The organism is Sagittula sp., from assembly GCF_052825245.1.
Map to the genome: position 1 here is coordinate 1 of NZ_JBRBWD010000010.1, position 18945 is coordinate 18945.

The window sequence follows — 18945 nt, forward strand, 5'->3', positions numbered from 1 at the left end:
GAACTCTTTGGTGATGCCGTTGCCGCCGTGGATCTGCACCGCTTTGCCGGCGATTTCGACGGCCATTTCGGTTGCATACCATTTCGCCATCGAGGTCTGGGTGTCACAGCGCACGCCCAGGTCCAGAAGTTGCAGCCCGCGCTGGCACAACAGGCGCGCGGCATCCAGGTGCGTGGCCATGTCGGCCAGGTAGCCTTGAATCAACTGGTGCCCGCCGATCGGCTTACCATGTTGTTGGCGATCCTGCGCATATTTGACGGCACATTCCAACGCCGCCTGCGCTATGCCAATGCTCGTCAGGCCGACAAACACGCGAGCGCTCTCAAACAGTTTCAATGTCTGGAACAGGCCGCCGCCTGCATTACCCAGAACATGGTCAGCGCTGGTTTCGGCACGGTCGAAAAACAATTCGCAGGTCGATGCACCGACAAGCCCCAGCTTGCGCAATTCGCGGCTCTCGTAGTTGCCGGTATCGCGGTCGACGATGACCATGGAAATACCGTCGTCCAGATTGCAGACAACGATGGCGAAATCCGACTGGGCCCCATTGGAAATCCAGAGCTTCTGGCCAGTGACGAAAATCTTATCGCCCTCGCGGTCCGCACGTGTCTTGACCTCGCGTACGTTCGAACCGACCTCTGGTTCGGAAATACAGGTGGCACAGATCCGTTCGCTGCGCAGGAGCGGCTTCAGATAGGCCTCTTTCTGCGCCACATTTCCCAAGAGGTTGACCGCGAACACGGCATGACCCTGAATCAGCACCGCGATTGCCAGATCGGCCCATATCCGGGCCAGTTCCTCGTATAGGATGCCATAGGTCATGCGGTCGATTCCGGCACCGCCGTCCTCTTCGGGGATCAGGCCGCTGATCAGCCCGAATTCCTCGACCTTGGCGAACAGGGACTTCAGGGTTTTCGCATCGGGGGGGTGGCCGAGGTTCTCGTATTTCTCGGCCAGCGGCGCGAACTCTGCCTCGGCCATCTTGCGGAAGTTTTCCAGCAACATGCGTTGCTCATCTGTATAGATTGCCTGAGCGGCGGCGATCACGTTTTCCATGGTTCGTCTCCTTGTTTCAACGGCCCAGAATGGTGACGCAGGCGGCCGCTTCTTCTACCCCGTGCAACCCCCCGCCGTTTTCGGCGATGGCGTTCTTTGCCCCTTCGACCTGACGCGCGCCAGCTTCGCCGCGTAGTTGCGTGACCAGTTCGAAAACCTGCCCTATCCCTGTGGCACCGACCGGGTGGCCCTTGGATTCCAACCCGCCCGAGGGGTTCACCGGAATGCGTCCACCGATCTTTGTCTCGCCGCGCAGACTGGCGGGACCGCCCTCGCCGAATTCGACAAATCCGAGGTTCTCGATCTGGATCACTTCGCCCACGGCCGTGGCGTCATGCACTTCGGCCACCGATATATCCTCGGGGCCGATCCCGGCCTGTTCATAGGCCTCAAGCGCGGCAAGCCGGGTCAGGTGGTTCTTGTAATCTTCCGGCGGACGATCGGTGCCCGAGCGCAGGATCGCGGCCTTGACCTTGATCGCGCGCGCGGGATCTAGGCCCAGACGTTTTATCCCCTCGCCGGTGCATAAAACGGCCGCAGCGGCCCCGTCCGAGATCGGGGCGCACATCGGCAGGGTCAGCGGATAGGTGATCGGCGGCGCGGCCAATACCCGATCGACGCTCATGGCTTCTCGGTATTGCGCCAGTGGATTATGCACGGAATGCGCATGGTTCTTGGCGGCGACGGCGGCGAACTGTTCCTGAGTTGTGCCAAAGGTCTTCATGTGCAGCCGGGCGAAGCCTGCGTAGACATCCATGAACACGCTGTAGGGCTTGGGCGATTTCGATCCTTCGGGTTCCTCGACCCCTGCACCCAGATCGGCCAGCCGTTGCGCGACCTCTTCGCTGTTGCTGACGTCCCAGCCGCTGTCGAAGGCCGAAAACATCAACGCACGGTCGTCAGAATACATCTTTTCGGCGCCCACGGCGAGACAGCAGTCGCCATTGCCGGCCTTGAGGAAATCGACTGCCAGTTTGAACCCGGTCGAGGCGCTGGCGCAGGCGTTTTCGACATTCACCACCGGAATGCCCTGAATGCCCATTTCACGCAGCGCGATTTCGCCGCGGATCATGTGCTGGCCCTCCATGTGGCCCTGCACCGCGTTCGAGAAGAATGCGCCGTCGATACGATCTGCCGTCACTCGGGCATCGGAAAGCGCGGCGGCGACGGCCTCGCCGGTCATGTCCTTGATGGTTTTGTCCCGGAACTTTCCGAACGGCGTCATCCCGATGCCAACGATGTAAATGTCCTGCATCGTTTGTCCTCCTGACCTAGTATCCGCGAAACTGCGGTTTTCGTTTTTCATTGAACGCCGACAGACCCTCGTGCATGTCCCAGGATCGCATGTGCGCGCGCAGGTTCAGCATCTCTTCGGAAAGCGCGGCGGTTTCGTCCACGTCCAGCGACCGATTGGAAACCGTCTTCATGCGGCGTAAGACCGCCGGGCTTTTTTCTGCCAGCCTGTCGGTAAAGGCCTGCACCGCTTGTCGCAGGTCTTCGTCCGCGACGACCTTGTTCACCAGTCCCCAGTCCATCATGTCCCGTGCCGAAACGTTCTCGCCCGAGAACAGCAGGTATTTCGCGCGGTTCAGGCCAATCCTACGCGGCAGGATCGCCGCACCGCCGGCCCCGGGAAAGACGCCAAAGTTGGAATGTGCGTCGCCCAGTTGCGCGCTTTCGGCGGCAAAGACCAGATCGCAGGCCATCACCATTTCCAAACCGCCCGCCATCGCCAGCCCGTTCACTGCGGCGATCACCGGTTTCGGGCCATGTCGCATAAGCCCAAACGTGTGATCGACAAGATCCAGAAGATCCGGCTCGCCTGGTGCATGTTTGGCGCCAGCAACTTCTTTCAGATCGGCACCGGCGCAGAATGCCCGGCCAGAGCCGGTCAGGACAATTGTACGCACCCCATCGTCGGCCAGCGCCGATTCCAGTGCTGCCGCCATCTCGCGCAGCATCTGCGTTGACATTGCGTTGAGCTGTTCGGTGCGCTGGAAGGTAATCCATTCAGTTTTTGCGACCCGCTCAACGAATAGCGTCTGCTTTGCCTCACTCATGCTAAGCTCCTGATAATTATACATATTATTGGTTTTTCGCCTTGTCTTTTGCGGCGATTTACGCTGCACTCGGGCGGACCCGCACGTGGAAAACAAAAGAACTGGAGATTGATATGAGCACTGCACCCCTGGCCGGCCTGAAAATCCTCAGCCTTGCCGAACAGTTTCCCGGTCCCTATGCCACAATGCTGTTGTCCGACATGGGAGCCGAGGTGATCATGATTGAACGCCCGGGCATCGGTGATCCGGCCCGGCAATTTCCGCCCTTGTTCCGGGCACTGAACCGAGGCAAGCGCAGCGTTGCGTTGGATCTGAAATCGGCCGAGGGGCTGGCACGGTTTCGCGAACTGGCCAAGGAATCGGATGTCATCGTCGAAGGGTTCCGCCCTGGCAAGCTTGCGGCCTTGGGTGCCGGTTTCGAGGACATGCGTAGTGTCAACTCGCGGCTGGTTTATGTATCGATTTCGGGTTACGGGCAGGACGGCCCCTATCGTGACAGGGCTGGCCATGACCTGAGCTATGAAGGGGTTGGCGGTTTGCTGGCCGATCAGGCCGATGCAAAGCAGCCCGGCCCTGTGCCGCCGATCCCCCTTGCGGATGTTGGCGCGGCGTTGTTCGCGGCGATCGCAATCCTGTCGGCGGTGGTGTCGAGCCAGCGCACAGGGCAGGGGCGTTACGTGGACGTGTCCATGTCGGATGCGGTGGTTTCGATGTTGACCGCATTCCTCGTTCCCGCCGCCAATGGAACACCGCTGGGCGAATTTATCGCCGAGCCGGGCTATGGCGTGTTCACCTGCAAAGACGGCAAGCTCTTGACCTTGTCCATCGCGCATGAGGACTGGTTCTGGAAACCGTTCTGCGATGTGATCGACAGGGCGGATCTTGCGCCGTTGACAGGCCGCGACCGTGTCGCCCGCAAGGCCGCGCTGCGCGAAGAAATCGCGGCGATTCTGGTTGGCAAGACGCGCGCCGAATGGGGCGACCTTCTGGATAAGGCGGGGGTGCCATGGGGTCCGGTCAATTCCCTGGTCGAAACGTTGGACGACCCCCATGTGCGTGCGCGCCAGCTGCTGCGCAAGATTACGCATGACGGCGGCAAGGCCGAGACTTTTATTGTCCAGCCGTTGAAATTTGATGGCTTCGAAACCGCAACACCGAATCTGCCCCCTGAACTCGGGGCAGATAATGACAGCGTTTTTTCGGACGACGCCACCTAGAGGCGGCGGTTGGTCGATGTCTACTCTAGCAGGCAAACGAATACCCACCATTCACTGGATAGGTCTGTCCGGTGATCCAGCTGGCAGCATCCGAGCAGAGGAACAGGATCATTCCGGCGGGGTCTTCCGGCTCGCCCAGACGGCGGATCACGTATTGCGACAATGCCCGCTTCTCGGTCTCTGCATCCGGGATCAGGTCGGCGACAGCCGGAGTTCTTGTGCCCCCCAAGGCGACGCAATTCGCGGTGATCCCGAACCGGCCGCCGGCCTTTGCAATTGCCCGCATGAAGCCGGCCGCACCGGCCTTGGCCCCGGAATAAACCGCCAGATGCGGTTCACCGACACGGCCGGCGTCGGAAATGACGGTCACAATGCGCCCATAGCCACTGTTAACCATCAACGGCATGGCGTGACGGGTGCAGTTCAGCACCCCATCGAAATTGGTGGCCATCCAGCGGCGCCATTCATCGGGATCGGATTCCCAAAAAGGGACCAGATCGTCGAGCCGCGATGTCGGCCCGGCGTTGCCCGCATTGTTGACCAGAATATCCACGCCGCCAAATGTGGTCTGCGTTTCGGCAAACGCCGCGCCAACCGCGTCGAAATCCGAGACGTCGAAGGCGAGCGGCAGAGCCTTTGCACCCGCTGCCTCCACTTCCGCGGCAACGCTTTCGGCCCGTTCGGCGTGAAAATCGTTGACAACGATGGCACCGGCTCCGTGTTCCGCCAGATAAAGCGCGACTTGCCGACCAACGCCTTGCCCCGCTCCGGTTACAAATGCGGTACGACCTTTGATGGAAAGCAGGTTACTCATCTTCGCTCCTTTCTATCCCAGCCATCTCTTCCGGCGGCGATAGTGTTTGATATCTCGATAGCTTTTGCGCTCGCCCGATGCGGTTACGCCGAGATAGAATTCCTTGATGTCCTCGTTGTCAGCGAGCTTGTCGGCAGGGCCGTCCATCACGATCCGGCCGTTCTCCATCACATAGGCATAGTCGGCGATCGATAGCGCCGCGGCGCTGTTTTGTTCGACCAGGAAGAAGGTCGTGCCTTCTGACTTGAGCTGCTTGAGCACTTCATAAACATCCCGGACCATCATCGGGGCCAATCCCAACGACGGTTCGTCGATCGCGATGATCTTGGGGCTGGCCATCATGGCCCGGCCGATCAGCAGCAGTTGTTGTTCGCCACCAGACATGAAGCCAGAGGTGCGGTTGCGCAGGTCCGCAAGCCGGGGCATCAAGGTGTAAACATGGTCCAGGCGCTTTTTCAGCTCGGCGGAGTTGGGCACCATGTGCCCGCCGACGATCAGGTTTTGCTCTGACGTCAGATGCCGCAAAACGCGCCGCCCTTCCATCACATGGATGAGACCGTTCTTCACGACTTCCGAGGCTTCCATGTTCTGAATGGGAGTTCCGTCCAGAACGATGGACCCCGCCGAAACGGTTCCATCCTCGGATTTGAGCGTTCCCGAGATGGCTTTAAGCGTCGTGCTTTTTCCTGCGCCATTGCCACCGAGCAGAGCAACACATTGTCCCGCACGGACTGTCATGGACACGCCTTTGAGCGCCAGGATGACGTCGGAATATGTCACCTCTACGTTGTTGAGTTCCAGCATGGTCATATTGCCCGGGGCTAAGGATCAGAACGGGCGCCGCGACTGCGGCGCCCGGATTAATTCACCATTTCTCAACTTGCGGAACGTCGACACCCGTTGCCGCGATGGTGATTTTCCCATCTTTGACGGTGCCCACATTCACTTTGAGGCCTTCCAATGGGAACGGTGCTTCTGGCGTAAAGGACAAGGTCGGCAGGAACCCATGGGTTTCTTCGGTGGTGATCGGTTTGGCAAAAAGCGCCTCACGTACCATCTCTCCGGTCAGGCCCTCGGCGCCGTTCGCCTCGATCGCGTGATCGATCACGGTCACGGTATAGAGACCCTGAGATACGCCCATTGCGGTCACGACGTTCCAAGGTGCTTCGAGTCCGTAATCGGCAACCAATGTCTCGTAGAATTGTCGCGCGGGAGTGTCCTCATCGGCCGCAATCACCATGCCGTAGGCTTCAAAGTCCCCCTCCATTTGCTCAAGCCCGCCAAGCGCGCTACCCGAGGCTGGAAGCCCGTTATGCGAACTCATCATGATCGGGATGTTCGCCCCGTTGGCCTGCAGCCCACGTTTCGCGGCAACCACGATAGAGGTGTTCGTTTGGATTACCAGCACCTCGGCCCCGGCTCGTACAACGCGGCGCATTTGCCCCGTCAGATCGGTGGGTTGAACTTCGGTATAGATGACCTCGACGAGGTCGATCTCCTCGGGGTGCTCTTCGGCATAGAGTTCAATGCCCTTTGCCATGTCGACATAGGCAGGCGATGCTTCTGAGGCGAGGATCGCAACCTTGAGCGGTTCGTCTCCGCCGCGCTGTTCACGCATCCAGTTCAGAAAGCCGACACTTTCGTGCGAATAGGTCGGGCGTGGGTTGAAAATCCAGGCATCCGGTTGCCAGGCAAAACCGTAGGCCGCTGTGGCCATGAACATCGGGATTTTGTCTTCCGGCAGGCGTTCGGAAAGGGCCGCGACGTCGGGCCCGCCGAGGCCGACAACCGCAATCGGGTCCAGTTCCGATTTGATCCCGGGCCAGAGACTTGCCACCTGTGCCGCGTCATAGCGGGTTTCGTAGTTTTTGTAGTTCAGCGTGACGCCAAGTTCCTTGCCGCGGGTTTCATTCCACCAGGTGAACACAGCCTCACGTCCGCCGGCCAGAATGGGCATGATGTCAGCATAAGGGCCGGAAAAGTCCGACAGCAGGGCCAGATTATAGGTCTCTTCGGCCTGCGCCTTCAAAGGCATGGTCGCCGCGGCCGCCAAGGCAGCCGCAGCCAGAAAGCCGCGAAGACCTCGATTCGATTGGTAAGTCATATTCTTCCTCCCAGGTTTAGAGCCGCTCTATTTCTCAGTAAGGAAACGGCCAGATACGGTATGACGACTTCAGGATGTTCCAGCGGTGCATCAGCCCCTTGGGTTCGAGGATCATAAACAATGCGATCACGCCGCCAAGAACGACATTCATGCCAGCGAACACGATGTCACCGCCAAGGAATGATACCGAGTCGGCGATATTGGGGCCGACCGTCGCGATAATTTCCTGGATGATGCGGATAATGAAGACGCCGATCAGGGCCCCCACGATTGAACCCATCCCGCCGACGATGATCATCGCGACGAAGAAGATCGAGTGAAACAGGGTGAACTGGTCTACCCCCACGAAGCGGATCAGATAGGCCCAAAGCGCCCCGCCGACGCCCGCATAGAAAGCGCCGATCAGGAAGGCATTTGCCTTTGTGGCCGCGACATTGATCCCCATTATACCCGCGGCCACGTCATCATCCCTGACCGCCACGAAGGCACGGCCGAAGCGTGACCGAACGATCCCGAACGCGCCCGCCACCATGATCGCGGTGACCGCGAAATTCAGATAGAACTGCGAAGATTCGCTGACAAATCGCAGCCCGAAAAGCTCGGCCGGGGGCACGGTGATACCGTTCGATCCACCCAGCCAGGTAGACGGCAGGTTCAATACGGCAAAGTGGAACAGGAACTGAGCTGCAATCGTGGTCAGTGCCAGATAGAACCCCTTGATCCGCGCCGCGGTCAAGCCAAAGAGAAAGCCGAACAGCGCAGCCGAGAGCCCGGCCAGAGGAATGGTCAGCAGAAACGTAAGGCCGGTCTTCGAGGCCAGTATCGAGGCCGTATAGGCCCCGACCCCCATGAAAGCCGCCTGACCCAGGTTGATCTGGCCCGCATAGCCGGTGCAGATCTGAAGCCCGACGGCGATGACGGCGCTGATCATCATCATATTCAGGATAGCGATGATACGGCTGCTCACCAGGTAAGGCGCCAACAGCAGTAGAGCCATGAATACGACGAGGGCCAGAAACTGCCAGCGCGTTCGGATCAAACGTCTGTCACTGCGATAGCTTGTCGGGAATACGCCGGAAGGGTCCATGGATTACACCCGTTCAATTGTGCGCCAGCCGAACAGGCCGGTCGGTCGGATCAGCAGAATGGCAAGCATGATGATATAGGGGACAACGCTGCCCAGTGACCCTCCGATCAGCGGGTCAAGATAGTTGGTTGTCAGGCTCTGGACGATGCCGATAATCACGCCCGCAAGGATCAGCCCGCCGATGGATTCCAGCCCGGCAAACAGCGCCACCGGCAGGGCCGCGAACCCGATATCCGAGGCCAGGAAGGTCAGCGATTTGCCGCTGAGAAAGATCATCGCACCAATTGTGGACAGGATTGCCCCGAGAACCCAGGCAAAGGCAATCGAGCCTTTCACCGAAATGCCCATCGAGGAGGCCACGACGTGGTCTTCCGCCACGGCGGTCATCCGCAGGCCGGACCGGGTCCGGTTGAAGAACCACGACAGGCCGACGGCGGCGACAATGGTGATGATCCCGCCTATCAGGAGGTTCATCGGGATCAACATGTCGCCGAGGAACAAGGGTTTCAGCGGGAAAATGATCGGGAAGGGCCGCACGGCGGGACCGAACACAAGCAGCACCAGACCGCGCAGCAGGATCAGAAGACCGACGGTGACCATGACCATCGAGAAAACCGATTCACCGATCAGCTTTGTCAGGAAAATCCGTTCGATTGCGTACCCGACCAGCCCGGCCAGAACCAGCGAAAGGGGTATCGACAACCAAAGGCTAAGCCCCGCTTGCATCGTTGTGAACCAGACGATGAACCCGCCGATGATCACAAGCTCGCCCTGCGCGAAGTTGAACACCTTGCTGGCGCGATAAATCACAACAAAGCCCATGGCCACCAGCGAATACAGAAGGCCGATCAAAGCCCCGGTAATGATGTCATTGATGAAATAGACCATTGTCGCCGACCTCCTTTAAGATTTGGACTGCCGCTTGGCAGCCTTCGATGCGTTTTCAACATCCGACACGCGAACCGTGGTCTTGAGAACGCCTTGACGACCGTCCTGATAGGTCACAGCGATTTCGAGATCTGTCTCGTCATCGCCAGCATAGATCGCCTCGACGAGCTTGGCATACCGTTCCTCCAGAAAGGCCCGGCGAAGCTTTCGGCTGCGGGTCAACTCGCCTTCATCCGGGTCGAGTTCCTTGGGAAAATTCGCAAAACGTGCCACGCGCGAGCCTTCGGGCAGGAGCGCATTGATGCGCGCCACTTCGCCTTTGATAAGGTCCAGAACTTCGGGTTTCTGCGACAGATCGGTGTAGGTCGAAAAGCTGATCTTGTTCTCTTCCGCCCAACGCCCGAGAACTTCCATATCGATATTGATAAGCGCGCTGACGAAATTCCGGCGTTCGTCGCCCAATGTCATGAGGTCCTTGATGAAGGGGCTATACCGCAACCGCGTTTCGATGAACTGCGGCGGATAGCTGTGACCGTTTGCCAGGCGGCGCATGTCCTTGACACGGTCAAAGAACAATAGCTCGCCGTCGTCGGTCATCGAGACCGCATCACCGGTCTTGTACCAACCGTCTTCGGTCAGCACCTCTGCGGTCTTTTCGGGCTTGCCGTGATAGCCGCCGAAGCCCGATCCGCCACGCACCTGAAGCTCCCCTTCGTCCGAGACCCTGTATTCCAGCGGTTCGCCGTAGTTCGTGTTGCTTTGCATCCAGCTGCCGCTGGTTTCCAGCTGATAGCTTTCGCCGACATGCGCGGTCAGAAGGCCGATTTCGGTCGCGCCATACACGTTGCGCAGCTTAACCCCCATCGCGTGGAACATACGAAAGACGTCAGGTGCCATCAGGGCGCCGCCGCTCATTGCGTTTTTGGCCTTACCAAGGCCAAGATTGTCGCGCAGGTGATGCAGCACCAGAGCTTCGGCAAAGGGAAGCTGCAGGCGTGCGGCAAGGCTGGGGCTACGCCCTTCCAGCCGCTCGACGTAAACGTTGCGGCCAACCTTCATGCCCCAATTGTACATCGCATTGCGGAACTTGCCCGCGCCCAGCATCCGGGCCTGAACGATGGAGGCGAGGTTTTCCCACTGGCGCGGACTGAACACCAGTGCATCAACCGCCAGTTCGCGAATGTTGGTCAGTACGTCTTCAGGGCCTTCGGGAAAATTGACGACCATGGGCGCGATCAAACCGATCGACAGGCCGAAAATCTGTTCCGTGACCCAGGCAGGCGAAATGTAGGTCAGGTATTCGGTGCCCGGCGCGATTTCGATTGCCCCCATCACCCGCGAGCAATTGTCGAACAGGTAGCGATGGCTGATGACAACGCCCTTGGGTTTTCCCGTGGTCCCCGAAGTATAGGACAGCAAGGCGGTATCGTCCGCCCGTCCACGTTTTACGTGTTCTTCAAATCTGGCGGGTTCCTTGGCGTGGATCTGACGCCCTGCCGCGCTCACACTTTCAAACGAATGCAACAGGGGATGATCATAGCCCCACAGACCGGAATCGTCCCAGTAAACGACCGCCAGGGCGCCCGAGTACTTGCCCGCAATCTCGATGCATTTATCGACCTGCTCCTGATCCTGCGCCAGAAAAACCCGCGTTTGCGAGTCTTCGGCCAGATACAGAATCTCTTCAGCGTTTTGATCCGGATAGACAGACAGGACTTTGCCGCCTAACGACTGGACGGCGTATTCAGCCCAGAAATGTTCGGGTTCGTTTTCGCCAATCATCATGACGGATTCGCCAGCCGACAAGCCCAGGTTCTCCAACCCGAGAGCCAGGGCGCGAACCCTGTCAAGAACATCGGCCCAGGTGAATTCACGCCAGATGCCCAGGCGCTTGTGCCGTTCGGCGAGGTTGGTCGGTGTGGATGTCGCTCGCGCGAGCAAAACCTGCGGCAGGGTTTCGCTATGTGTCACTGCTGGGTCCGAAAAGACCATTGCTGTCCGTTGTTTGACCATGCCGCTACCCCAGATATGCCTTTATGACAGCCGGGTCCTTCTGGATTTCTTCCGGGGTGCCTTCGGCGATGACCCGCCCGAAATCCAGCACCACGATCCGGTCGGCAAGGTCCATCACGACGCCCATGTCGTGCTCCACCAGAACTACCGGAATCTTGCGCGCCTCGCGCACATCGAGAATGAAGCGCGCCAGGTCTTCTTTTTCCTCCGAGTTCATGCCGGCCATCGGTTCATCCATCAGCAGGATCGACGGTTCCTGCGCCAATGCACGGCCCAGATCGACACGCTTGCGCAACCCATACCCCAACGTGCCCACGGGCCGGTTGCGGATTGCCTCGATCTCGAGAAAATCGATGATCTCCTCTGCGGCTTCACGATGTTCCGATTCCTCGCGCATCACGGGACCGAACTGGAAAAAGGCCTGGACTACATTCGATTTCATCAGCATGTGGCGGCCGATCATAATGTTTTCCACCACCGTCTGCCCGGCAAAAAGATGGGTGCCCTGAAACGTCCGCGCCAGACCGCGCCCGGCGATCTGGTCAACACGCAGGCCGGTCACGTCCTGCCCGGACAATTCGACACGGCCCTTCTGCGGACGGTAGAAGCCCGCAGTCACGTTCAGAAGTGATGTTTTTCCGGCACCATTCGGACCGATAATTGCAAGCAATTCATCGTCGGCCACGGAGATGCTCACATCGTCGAGCGCGGTCACACCGCCAAATTTCAAAGTTGCGCCACGCACCGCAAGCGGTGACGATACGTGCCCGTTATTCGTGGTCATGTTACAACCCGTGCTTTTCCCCAACACCTCATGGAGGCACGCATAGCCTGACCGCACGGTTTTCCGTTGGTTACGAGTTTTCCTCGCATCGTTCCTCCTCCCACCTCTTAATTCAGAGGTTTGCCTGGTCTATTTTACCAAGTCTCTCCGCGCAGCCTAACAGATGTTAGAAAAATTGGTCAGCAACTGAATCCGCTACCAAAGGAAACCGATCAGACAGCCGCGTACTCTGCGGAAAAGCTTCGAAGACCGTTTTGATCCTGACACCAGACTGTCCCGGAGGTGCCGGTCTCTTCATTGTGCAGTTGCAATTCGCAGGGCAGGGTGAGTGGCGCGAGGCCGCGGAACGAAAACCGGTGGGGCGATGTTTTCAACGCATCCGCCGCCAGATTCAGAAGCAGCGTGGCCTGCAATGGGCCATGCACAACAAGCCCGGAATAGGCTTCGGTTTCGGTGGCGTAGACGTAATCATAGTGAATGCGATGGGCATTGAACGTCAGCGCCGAATAGCGAAACAGAAGAACAGGATCCGGTGTCAGCGTCGATCTAAGCGTGGTGGGGTCACCCGCGTCAGCTGCGCTCTCGCCCGTGCGGGGGGTGGAAATCTCACGATAAACGATCGTTTGCTGCTCCCGGATACAAAGCCGGTTGCCACTCAGATACTCATGTTCGACGGTCACAAACACCAATGGTCCACTACGGCCCTGCTTGGCCACAATATCCCTGATCGAAGAGCGCCGGGTGATGGTTTCGCCGATTTTCAGCGGCGCGATATGTTTAACATCGCCGCCGGCCCACATCCGGGCGGGCAGCGGGACAGGGGGTAGGAATCCACCCCTTGCGGCATGGCCGTCTTCTGACAGGGCGGTCGCTGGCACGGTATCAAGGGAAATGCACCAATGAATTCCCAGCGGGACATCGCCTGATCCGTCCCAAAGATGCGGACCGAGCGTGGCGCGGAATTTGTCGATCAGCCCCTCCGTCAGAACGTCTTCTTTAGTCTCGGTGCGTCCCAGCCAGGGCGCCAGCGCGTCAAGGTCGATCTCACCCATAATCCTGGCCTTCAGAACGATCTTGGCATGCCGAGGATATGTTCTCCGACATATGACAGGATCAGGTTGGTCGAGATCGGGGCGACCTGATAGAGGCGCGCCTCGCGGAACTTGCGCTCGACATCGTATTCCCGTGCGAAACCGAAGCCGCCATGGGTCTGGATGCAGGCATTGGCCGCTTCCCAGCTGGCCTCCGAAGCCAGCAGCTTGGCCATATTCGCCTGTGCTCCGCAATCCAGCCCAGCATCGAACCGCCTGCAGGCTTCAAAGCGCATCAGATTGGCGGCCTCGATGTTCACATAGGACCTGGCGATAGGGAATTGCACGCCCTGGTTCTGGCCGATGGGGCGGTCAAAGACCATGCGGTCGCCGGCATAGGTGCGGGCCTTGTCGACGAACCAGTATCCATCACCGATACATTCCGCCGCAATCAGGGTACGTTCGGCGTTCAGCCCGTCAAGAATATGGTAAAATCCGCGCCCCTCGGTCCCGATCAGGTTCTCGGCGGGGATTTCCAGGTTGTCGAAAAACACTTCATTGGTTTCGTGGCCGGGCATATTGGCGATGGGGCGGACCTCCATGCCGTTGCCGATCGCCTCTTTCAGATCGACCATGAAGATCGACAGGCCCTGCGATTTCTTCTTGACCTCGGCCAGCGGCGTGGTGCGTGCCAGCAGGATCATCAGGTCGGAATGCTGGATACGGCTGATCCAGACCTTCTGGCCATTGATCTCATACCGGTCGCCCTTTTTCACCGCCGTGGTCTTCAGTTTGGTGGTGTCGGTGCCGGTGGTCGGTTCGGTCACGGCCATGGATTGCAGGCGCAATTCGCCGCTGGCGATGCCGGGCAGATATTTCTGTTTCTGCTCCTCCGAACCATGCCGCAGCAGCGTGCCCATATTGTACATCTGCCCGTGGCAATGGCCCGCGTTGCCGCCGCAGCGGTTCACCTCCTCCATGATGATCGAGGCTTCCGTCAGGCCCAGACCCGAGCCGCCGTATTCTTCTGGGATCATCGCGGCGAGCCAGCCCTCGCGGGTCAGCGCATCGACGAATTCCTCGGGGTAGGTTTCATCCTCGCCGAACTTGCGATGATATTCTGGCGGAAACTGCGCGCAAAGTGCGCGCAAGGCGTCGCGCAGATCGGTGTGAGTGTCTGGGGCTGACGTCTGCATCGGTTACTTCGCTCCTGAACCCGACGTTTCAAGAATTTCCTGCTCGGCACGCTGCCAAAGCTCATAGGAAATCGGGTTTTCGCTCTCTTCGAGGATATGACCGACCAGACCGATGGCGCGTGCCATGACGCCAAAGCCCCGCACGATCTTCCAGGGGAAGCCAAATTCACAGCAGATTGCTCCGATCGCCCCGGTGGCGTTAATCGGCAGCATCTTACCCGATTTTTCTTCGGCAACGGCCTGAATTTTCTGGATCAACTCGATGTATTCACCGGACTTGCCGTTCTCGGCAGCGATCTGGAACAGGCGAGGTGTGCGCGGATCGACCGGCTTGTGCACCGGATGTCCGAGCCCCGGCACGATCATCTTGCGGGCGCGGAATTTTTCCACCGTCTCGACGGCCAGCGCATCCAGATCGACACCGGTGCCCAACTTGTCCTGTGGCAGTGCCTCGTAAAGCATTTTCGAGGCACCTTCCATAGAACCGACAAAGACGGTGCCCAGCCCACACAAGCCAGCCGCCACAGCCGCCTGAAGCGATTCCGGCGCCCCCATATAGGTCATCCGCGCCGCCAGGGCCGATGGCGTGATGCCATGTTCGACAAGGGTGATGATGATGGCGTTGAAGACGCGGCTTTCCTCGAGCGTGGCCTTGCGGCCCGTCAATTGCAGAAAGGCCAGATCGCCCAGGTTCATGTGGCCGAGGATTTCGTTCGGCAAGTCGAGCCCGCGCACGCAGATCTTGTCGGGGGTGCTCCAGGCAATGTCGGAGCTGATTTTTTCTTTGCGTTTTCCCATTAGACCGGATCCCACGAAAAGACATCCGCCGAAACTTCGAGCGGTGTGAATTGCGATTTGAGCGCGGGAATGGCGCGCTCGGCGATTTCATCGGCGGTCCAGCCGTCACCGGAGTGGACGGACCGGAGCGGGCGGGGCTGGTTGAACAGGAATATCTCGTTCATCCGCACTGCAAAGATTTGCCCCGACACATCCGCCGCGCGGTCGCTCATCAGGTAACAGGCCATCGGCGCGACCTTGGCGGGGGTCATCTTCTTGACCTTCTCGACCCGCGCCTTCTGTTCCTCCGTGTCGGTCTTGATCGACGATATCATCCGGCTCCAGGCGAAGGGCGCGATGCAGTTTGACCGCACGTTCCAGCGTTTCAGGTCGAGCGCTACCGATTTCGAGAAGGCCGCGATGCCCAGCTTTGCCGCCGAATAATTCGCCTGCGCCAGATTGCCGATCAGCCCCGAGGTCGAGGTCATGTGCACGAGCGCGCCGCTTTCCTGTTCGCGGAAATAGTCGGCGGCCGCGCGGCTGGTATTGAAGGCACCATAAAGATGGACCTTCACCACCGCGTCGAAATCCTCATAGGTCATCTTGTGGAAGTAACCGTCGCGCAGAATGCCGGCGTTGTTTACCACCGCGTCGATGCGACCGAATTCCTTGACCCCGGCTTCGATCATCGCGCGCGCGGCATCGGGATCGGTGACAGAGCCGCCATCGGCAATGGCATCGCCCCCAGCGGCCCTGATCTCTTCGACGACTTTCTGCGCCGCAGATTCTGTCTGACCGGTGCCTTTCAGGGATGCGCCCAGATCATTGACCACCACGGCGGCGCCTTCGGTAGCTGCCATCAAGGCGATATCACGCCCGATCCCACCGCCGGCCCCGGTGACCAGAACGACCTTTCCGTCAAGTGCTTTTGTCATCTTCTTGCTCCCTCAGCGTGACTTGCGGTATTTGTCCAACCCGCCGGTGTGCATGACCCGGCCCATGAGCGGCACACCGATGATCTCTTCTGCTTTGACCGCCGCTGCGATCAGCTTGTCCAGATCAATGCCGGTTTCGATGCCGAGCTCGTGACACAGGAACACTGCATCCTCGGTGCAGACATTTCCTGCGGCGCGCGCGTGGCCGTGGCCCGCGAAAGGACAGCCGCCAAGACCGGCGACGGAGCTTTCGAACATGTCCACGCCCATCGACAGGGCCGCATAAACGTTGGCGATCCCCAGCCCACGTGTGTCATGGATGTGCATACCGATGCGCGCCTCGGGCGCCAATTCGCGCAGGGCGCCGATCATCCGTTTGACCGCCTCGGGGTTTCCCCAACCCATGGTGTCGGCGACCACGAGGATCGGCACGGGGATGTTCTCTTCTTCGCATAGCTGAAGGATAAAGCGGAAATCGTCCAAGATGCGTTCTTGGGGGATGGGGCCCTCGAGGTTGCAGCCGAAAGCGGTCATCACATAGGCCGCGTCGACGGTATATCCCTCTTCCTTGTAAAGACGGACCCAGTCACGTTGTTTTTCCCGCATCTCGGCCGAGGAACAATTGTTGTTCGATTGGGCGAATGCTTCGGAAGGATAGAACAGCAGACGCGGGTCGATATCGACCTCATGCGCGGTCAGGGCCTTGCGAAACCCTTTGTCGTTCAGCCACAGCGATGTGTAGTTCACGCCCGGTTTGCGCTTGATACGCTGGAACAACTCGCCGGTGTCCGCCATCTGAGGAACGTATTTCGGGCTGACAAAGCTGCCGACCTGAATGCGTTTCAAGCCGGTTTCGCTGAGCATGTCGATCAGTTCGATCCGCTCTTCGATCGGGTAAATCTTCTTTTCGATCTGAAAACCCTCACGCGGGCCTTCTTCACGAAATTCTACGAATTTGGGAAAGTCGCTCATTTCATCACTCCTCGGATGGCAGAATCTCGGCGATGACCTGGCCCCGGTCGACCATGTCTCCATTCGAGACGGATATGTGGCTGGCGATCCCGGCCGCGGCCGCCCGGATCGAGATTTCGAGTTTCATGGATTCCATGACCGCAACCACGTCGCCTTCGGCCACGCTCTGACCATCGGAGACCTTGATTTCGACAATCATGCCGGTCAGCGGAGAGGTCACGGCGCGATCCGCCGCGGCATCGCCGCCGGCAAAGGCAAGGGGCGCGGCGGGGCGGAAAACCAGGCGGCCTTCGGGCGTGCCCAGTTCGATCACGCCGGCATGCAGACGTGCCTCGATCAGGTGGACAGTGTCGCCCTCGTTCAGGCGCCAACGGCCCGGCGTGATTTCGCGTGCCGACAGTGTCAGCGCCTCGCCGTTTTCCGAATAGACGGTGTATCTGGCACCCGGTTTGACAGGACTGACGCGCAATTCCTCGGATACCTCGTCAGAATCGGTAAGCGTCACGCGCTGCCCCGCTTCCATCGCATCGCCGCCCAGTCCAAGCCGCCAGCCGGTAAAGGCATCACGGTTGGTCCAGGGATTGGCGTTTGTGTCGCTGCGCGACTGGGTCACGAAGAGAATGGCAGCGGTTGCTTTCCACAGATCGGGGCGGGTCAGGCCGGGTGCCTGTGTCAGCTCATCCAGCCTGCCGTCGATCCAGCGGGTATGCACCTGCATCCGTTCGAATTCATGGTTTCGCGCCAGCGCCGTCAAAAAGGCGCGATTGGTTTCGACACCTTCGACCGCGACATGATCAAGCGCCGTGGCCAGACGTGCCAATGCGGTTTCCCGGTCGGGCGCGTGCACGATCAGCTTGGCGATCATCGGGTCGTAGTAGGGCGTGACGGCATCGCCTTCCTCGACGCCGCTGTCGATACGCAGGCCCGATGGCAGGCTGAGCGTGGTGAGCGTACCCGTCGACGGGGCGAATTGCATCGCCGGATCTTCGGCGTATAGCCGTGCCTCGACCGCATGGCCGTTGATCGCCAGATCCTCCTGCACCAGCCCGAGGCCCGCGCCTTCGGCAATGCGCAGGTGAAGCGCGACAAGGTCCAGCCCGGTGATCGCTTCGGTGACGGGATGTTCCACCTGAATGCGCGGGTTCACCTCAAGAAAGAAATATTCGTCCCCCGCGACCAGAAATTCGACCGTGCCCAGCCCGCGATAGTCCAGCGTTTCACCGAGGCGCACCGCGTCGCGCGCGATGTCGTCCAGAAGCGTGCGCGGCAATCCCCAGGCCGGGGCTTCCTCGATGACCTTCTGGTGACGGCGCTGAAGCGTGCAATCGCGTTCGAACAGGTGCACCACATGGCCCTTGCCGTCACCTGCGATCTGCACTTCGACATGGCGCGCCTCGGGCAGGAAACGCTCCAACAGCAGCCCTTCGGAACCGAAGGTGGATTTTGCTTCGCGCAGCGCGCCTTCGATGTCCTCGACCAGCGTGGTTTCGTCGGTGACGAGCCGTTGCCCTCGCCCACCACCGCCGCCGACAGCCTTGAGCAGCACCGGCAGGCCCATTTGGCGCACCTCCTCGGCAATCTGCTCGGGATCGGACCGCGCACCTTCGGCGCCCGAAATCACCGGGACGCTGGCCGCCACGGCGGCCTCTTTGGCGCTGGCCTTGTCGCCGAAACGTTCCAGCGTTTCCGGCGTCGGCCCCATGAATATCATGCCGGCGGCTTCGACCGCGCGGGCAAAATCGGGGTTTTCGGCCAGAAAGCCGTAACCGGGATGGATCGCATCCGCGCCCACCGATTGCGCGGCGGCAATCACCGCGTCGATCTTCAGGTAACTTTCGGAGGCCGGTCCGCCGCCGATACAGACAGATTTGCCGATCTCGCGGACATGCAGGGCATTGGCGTCGGCCTGCGAATGTATGCCGACAGGTGTGATACCGCTGGCCCGCGCAGTGCGCGCGATCCGGCAGGCAATTTCGCCGCGGTTGGCGATCAGAAGCGTTTTGATTTTCAC

The 18945-nt window shown here is 59.7% G+C and carries 17 protein-coding genes; 1 reads left to right on the forward strand and 16 read right to left on the reverse strand.

The features are described from left to right. The 3 genes from ACU0DV_RS02695 to ACU0DV_RS02705 all read right to left on the reverse strand — a co-directional run. Window positions 1–1056 (reverse strand): acyl-CoA dehydrogenase family protein (locus ACU0DV_RS02695; RefSeq protein ID WP_446273470.1); only part of this gene is annotated, 1056 nt, incomplete at its 3' end. A 16-nt stretch (window positions 1057–1072) separates the two neighbouring features. Continuing rightward, complete coding sequence (locus ACU0DV_RS02700) at window positions 1073–2311, reverse strand: thiolase family protein (RefSeq protein WP_027264384.1); 1239 nt, start codon at window positions 2309–2311, stop codon at window positions 1073–1075. A 16-nt stretch (window positions 2312–2327) separates the two neighbouring features. Beyond that, window positions 2328–3116, reverse strand: coding sequence for an enoyl-CoA hydratase/isomerase family protein (locus ACU0DV_RS02705; RefSeq protein WP_027264385.1), 789 nt, complete (start codon window positions 3114–3116; stop codon window positions 2328–2330). A 113-nt stretch (window positions 3117–3229) separates the two neighbouring features. Here ACU0DV_RS02705 and ACU0DV_RS02710 point away from each other — a divergent pair, with 113 nt between their 5' ends. Continuing rightward, entirely contained in the window at window positions 3230–4333 is a 1104-nt protein-coding gene (locus ACU0DV_RS02710; protein WP_036051655.1) for a CaiB/BaiF CoA transferase family protein, read from the forward strand. Window positions 4334–4358: 25 nt separating this feature from the next. Here the strand turns inward: ACU0DV_RS02710 and ACU0DV_RS02715 are convergent, their stop codons facing one another. The 13 genes from ACU0DV_RS02715 to ACU0DV_RS02775 all read right to left on the reverse strand — a co-directional run bounded on the left by ACU0DV_RS02715 (window position 4359) and on the right by ACU0DV_RS02775 (window position 18945). Continuing rightward, window positions 4359–5147 (reverse strand): SDR family NAD(P)-dependent oxidoreductase, encoded by a 789-nt coding sequence (locus ACU0DV_RS02715; protein ID WP_027264387.1) that lies wholly within the window; start codon window positions 5145–5147, stop codon window positions 4359–4361. 12 nt (window positions 5148–5159) lie between these two features. Further along, window positions 5160–5951, reverse strand: coding sequence for an ABC transporter ATP-binding protein (locus ACU0DV_RS02720; protein ID WP_027264388.1), 792 nt, complete (start codon window positions 5949–5951; stop codon window positions 5160–5162). Window positions 5952–6012: 61 nt separating this feature from the next. Beyond that, on the reverse strand, window positions 6013–7251 hold the full coding sequence (locus ACU0DV_RS02725) for an ABC transporter substrate-binding protein (protein ID WP_027264389.1): 1239 nt from the start codon (window positions 7249–7251) through the stop codon (window positions 6013–6015). A 34-nt stretch (window positions 7252–7285) separates the two neighbouring features. Then, window positions 7286–8338 (reverse strand): branched-chain amino acid ABC transporter permease, encoded by a 1053-nt coding sequence (locus ACU0DV_RS02730; protein ID WP_027264390.1) that lies wholly within the window; start codon window positions 8336–8338, stop codon window positions 7286–7288. A gap of 3 nt (window positions 8339–8341) precedes the next feature. Beyond that, window positions 8342–9226, reverse strand: a complete 885-nt coding sequence (locus ACU0DV_RS02735) for a branched-chain amino acid ABC transporter permease (protein WP_027264391.1) — start codon at window positions 9224–9226, stop codon at window positions 8342–8344. A gap of 15 nt (window positions 9227–9241) precedes the next feature. Then, entirely contained in the window at window positions 9242–11239 is a 1998-nt protein-coding gene (locus ACU0DV_RS02740; protein WP_223228100.1) for an AMP-binding protein, read from the reverse strand. Between the two features lie 4 nt (window positions 11240–11243). Further along, window positions 11244–12023 carry an ABC transporter ATP-binding protein gene (locus tag ACU0DV_RS02745; RefSeq protein WP_446273471.1) on the reverse strand — a complete coding sequence of 260 codons (780 nt, stop codon included), beginning with the start codon at window positions 12021–12023 and terminating at the stop codon, window positions 11244–11246. A 212-nt stretch (window positions 12024–12235) separates the two neighbouring features. Beyond that, complete coding sequence (locus tag ACU0DV_RS02750; RefSeq protein ID WP_027264394.1) at window positions 12236–13075, reverse strand: FAS1-like dehydratase domain-containing protein; 840 nt, start codon at window positions 13073–13075, stop codon at window positions 12236–12238. An 11-nt stretch (window positions 13076–13086) separates the two neighbouring features. Further along, window positions 13087–14250, reverse strand: coding sequence for an acyl-CoA dehydrogenase family protein (locus ACU0DV_RS02755; RefSeq protein ID WP_027264395.1), 1164 nt, complete (start codon window positions 14248–14250; stop codon window positions 13087–13089). Window positions 14251–14253: 3 nt separating this feature from the next. Further along, window positions 14254–15048, reverse strand: coding sequence for a citryl-CoA lyase (locus tag ACU0DV_RS02760; protein WP_027264396.1), 795 nt, complete (start codon window positions 15046–15048; stop codon window positions 14254–14256). Next, the gene (locus ACU0DV_RS02765; protein ID WP_446273472.1) at window positions 15048–15962 is read right to left on the reverse strand and encodes an SDR family NAD(P)-dependent oxidoreductase; all 915 of its coding nucleotides are present in this window, start codon (window positions 15960–15962) and stop codon (window positions 15048–15050) included. Before ACU0DV_RS02765 ends, ACU0DV_RS02760 begins: the two co-directional genes overlap by 1 nt. A 12-nt stretch (window positions 15963–15974) precedes the next feature. Next, the gene (locus tag ACU0DV_RS02770) at window positions 15975–16934 is read right to left on the reverse strand and encodes a hydroxymethylglutaryl-CoA lyase (protein ID WP_027264398.1); all 960 of its coding nucleotides are present in this window, start codon (window positions 16932–16934) and stop codon (window positions 15975–15977) included. Window positions 16935–16938: 4 nt separating this feature from the next. Then, window positions 16939–18945, reverse strand: coding sequence for an acetyl/propionyl/methylcrotonyl-CoA carboxylase subunit alpha (locus tag ACU0DV_RS02775; RefSeq protein ID WP_009803515.1), 2007 nt, complete (start codon window positions 18943–18945; stop codon window positions 16939–16941).

Bases quoted from the DNA above. Each gene is read 5' to 3' on its own strand.
- ACU0DV_RS02700 (WP_027264384.1), bottom strand. From the start codon at position 2,311: ATGCAGGACATTTACATCGTTGGCATCGGGATGACGCCGTTCGGAAAG.
- ACU0DV_RS02705 (WP_027264385.1), bottom strand. From the start codon at position 3,116: ATGAGTGAGGCAAAGCAGACGCTATTCGTTGAGCGGGTCGCAAAAACT.
- ACU0DV_RS02710 (WP_036051655.1), top strand. From the start codon at position 3,230: ATGAGCACTGCACCCCTGGCCGGCCTGAAAATCCTCAGCCTTGCCGAA.
- ACU0DV_RS02715 (WP_027264387.1), bottom strand. From the start codon at position 5,147: ATGAGTAACCTGCTTTCCATCAAAGGTCGTACCGCATTTGTAACCGGA.
- ACU0DV_RS02720 (WP_027264388.1), bottom strand. From the start codon at position 5,951: ATGCTGGAACTCAACAACGTAGAGGTGACATATTCCGACGTCATCCTG.
- ACU0DV_RS02725 (WP_027264389.1), bottom strand. From the start codon at position 7,251: ATGACTTACCAATCGAATCGAGGTCTTCGCGGCTTTCTGGCTGCGGCT.
- ACU0DV_RS02730 (WP_027264390.1), bottom strand. From the start codon at position 8,338: ATGGACCCTTCCGGCGTATTCCCGACAAGCTATCGCAGTGACAGACGT.
- ACU0DV_RS02735 (WP_027264391.1), bottom strand. From the start codon at position 9,226: ATGGTCTATTTCATCAATGACATCATTACCGGGGCTTTGATCGGCCTT.
- ACU0DV_RS02740 (WP_223228100.1), bottom strand. From the start codon at position 11,239: ATGGTCAAACAACGGACAGCAATGGTCTTTTCGGACCCAGCAGTGACA.
- ACU0DV_RS02745 (WP_446273471.1), bottom strand. From the start codon at position 12,023: ATGACCACGAATAACGGGCACGTATCGTCACCGCTTGCGGTGCGTGGC.
- ACU0DV_RS02750 (WP_027264394.1), bottom strand. From the start codon at position 13,075: ATGGGTGAGATCGACCTTGACGCGCTGGCGCCCTGGCTGGGACGCACC.
- ACU0DV_RS02755 (WP_027264395.1), bottom strand. From the start codon at position 14,250: ATGCAGACGTCAGCCCCAGACACTCACACCGATCTGCGCGACGCCTTG.
- ACU0DV_RS02760 (WP_027264396.1), bottom strand. From the start codon at position 15,048: ATGGGAAAACGCAAAGAAAAAATCAGCTCCGACATTGCCTGGAGCACC.
- ACU0DV_RS02765 (WP_446273472.1), bottom strand. From the start codon at position 15,962: ATGACAAAAGCACTTGACGGAAAGGTCGTTCTGGTCACCGGGGCCGGC.
- ACU0DV_RS02770 (WP_027264398.1), bottom strand. From the start codon at position 16,934: ATGAGCGACTTTCCCAAATTCGTAGAATTTCGTGAAGAAGGCCCGCGT.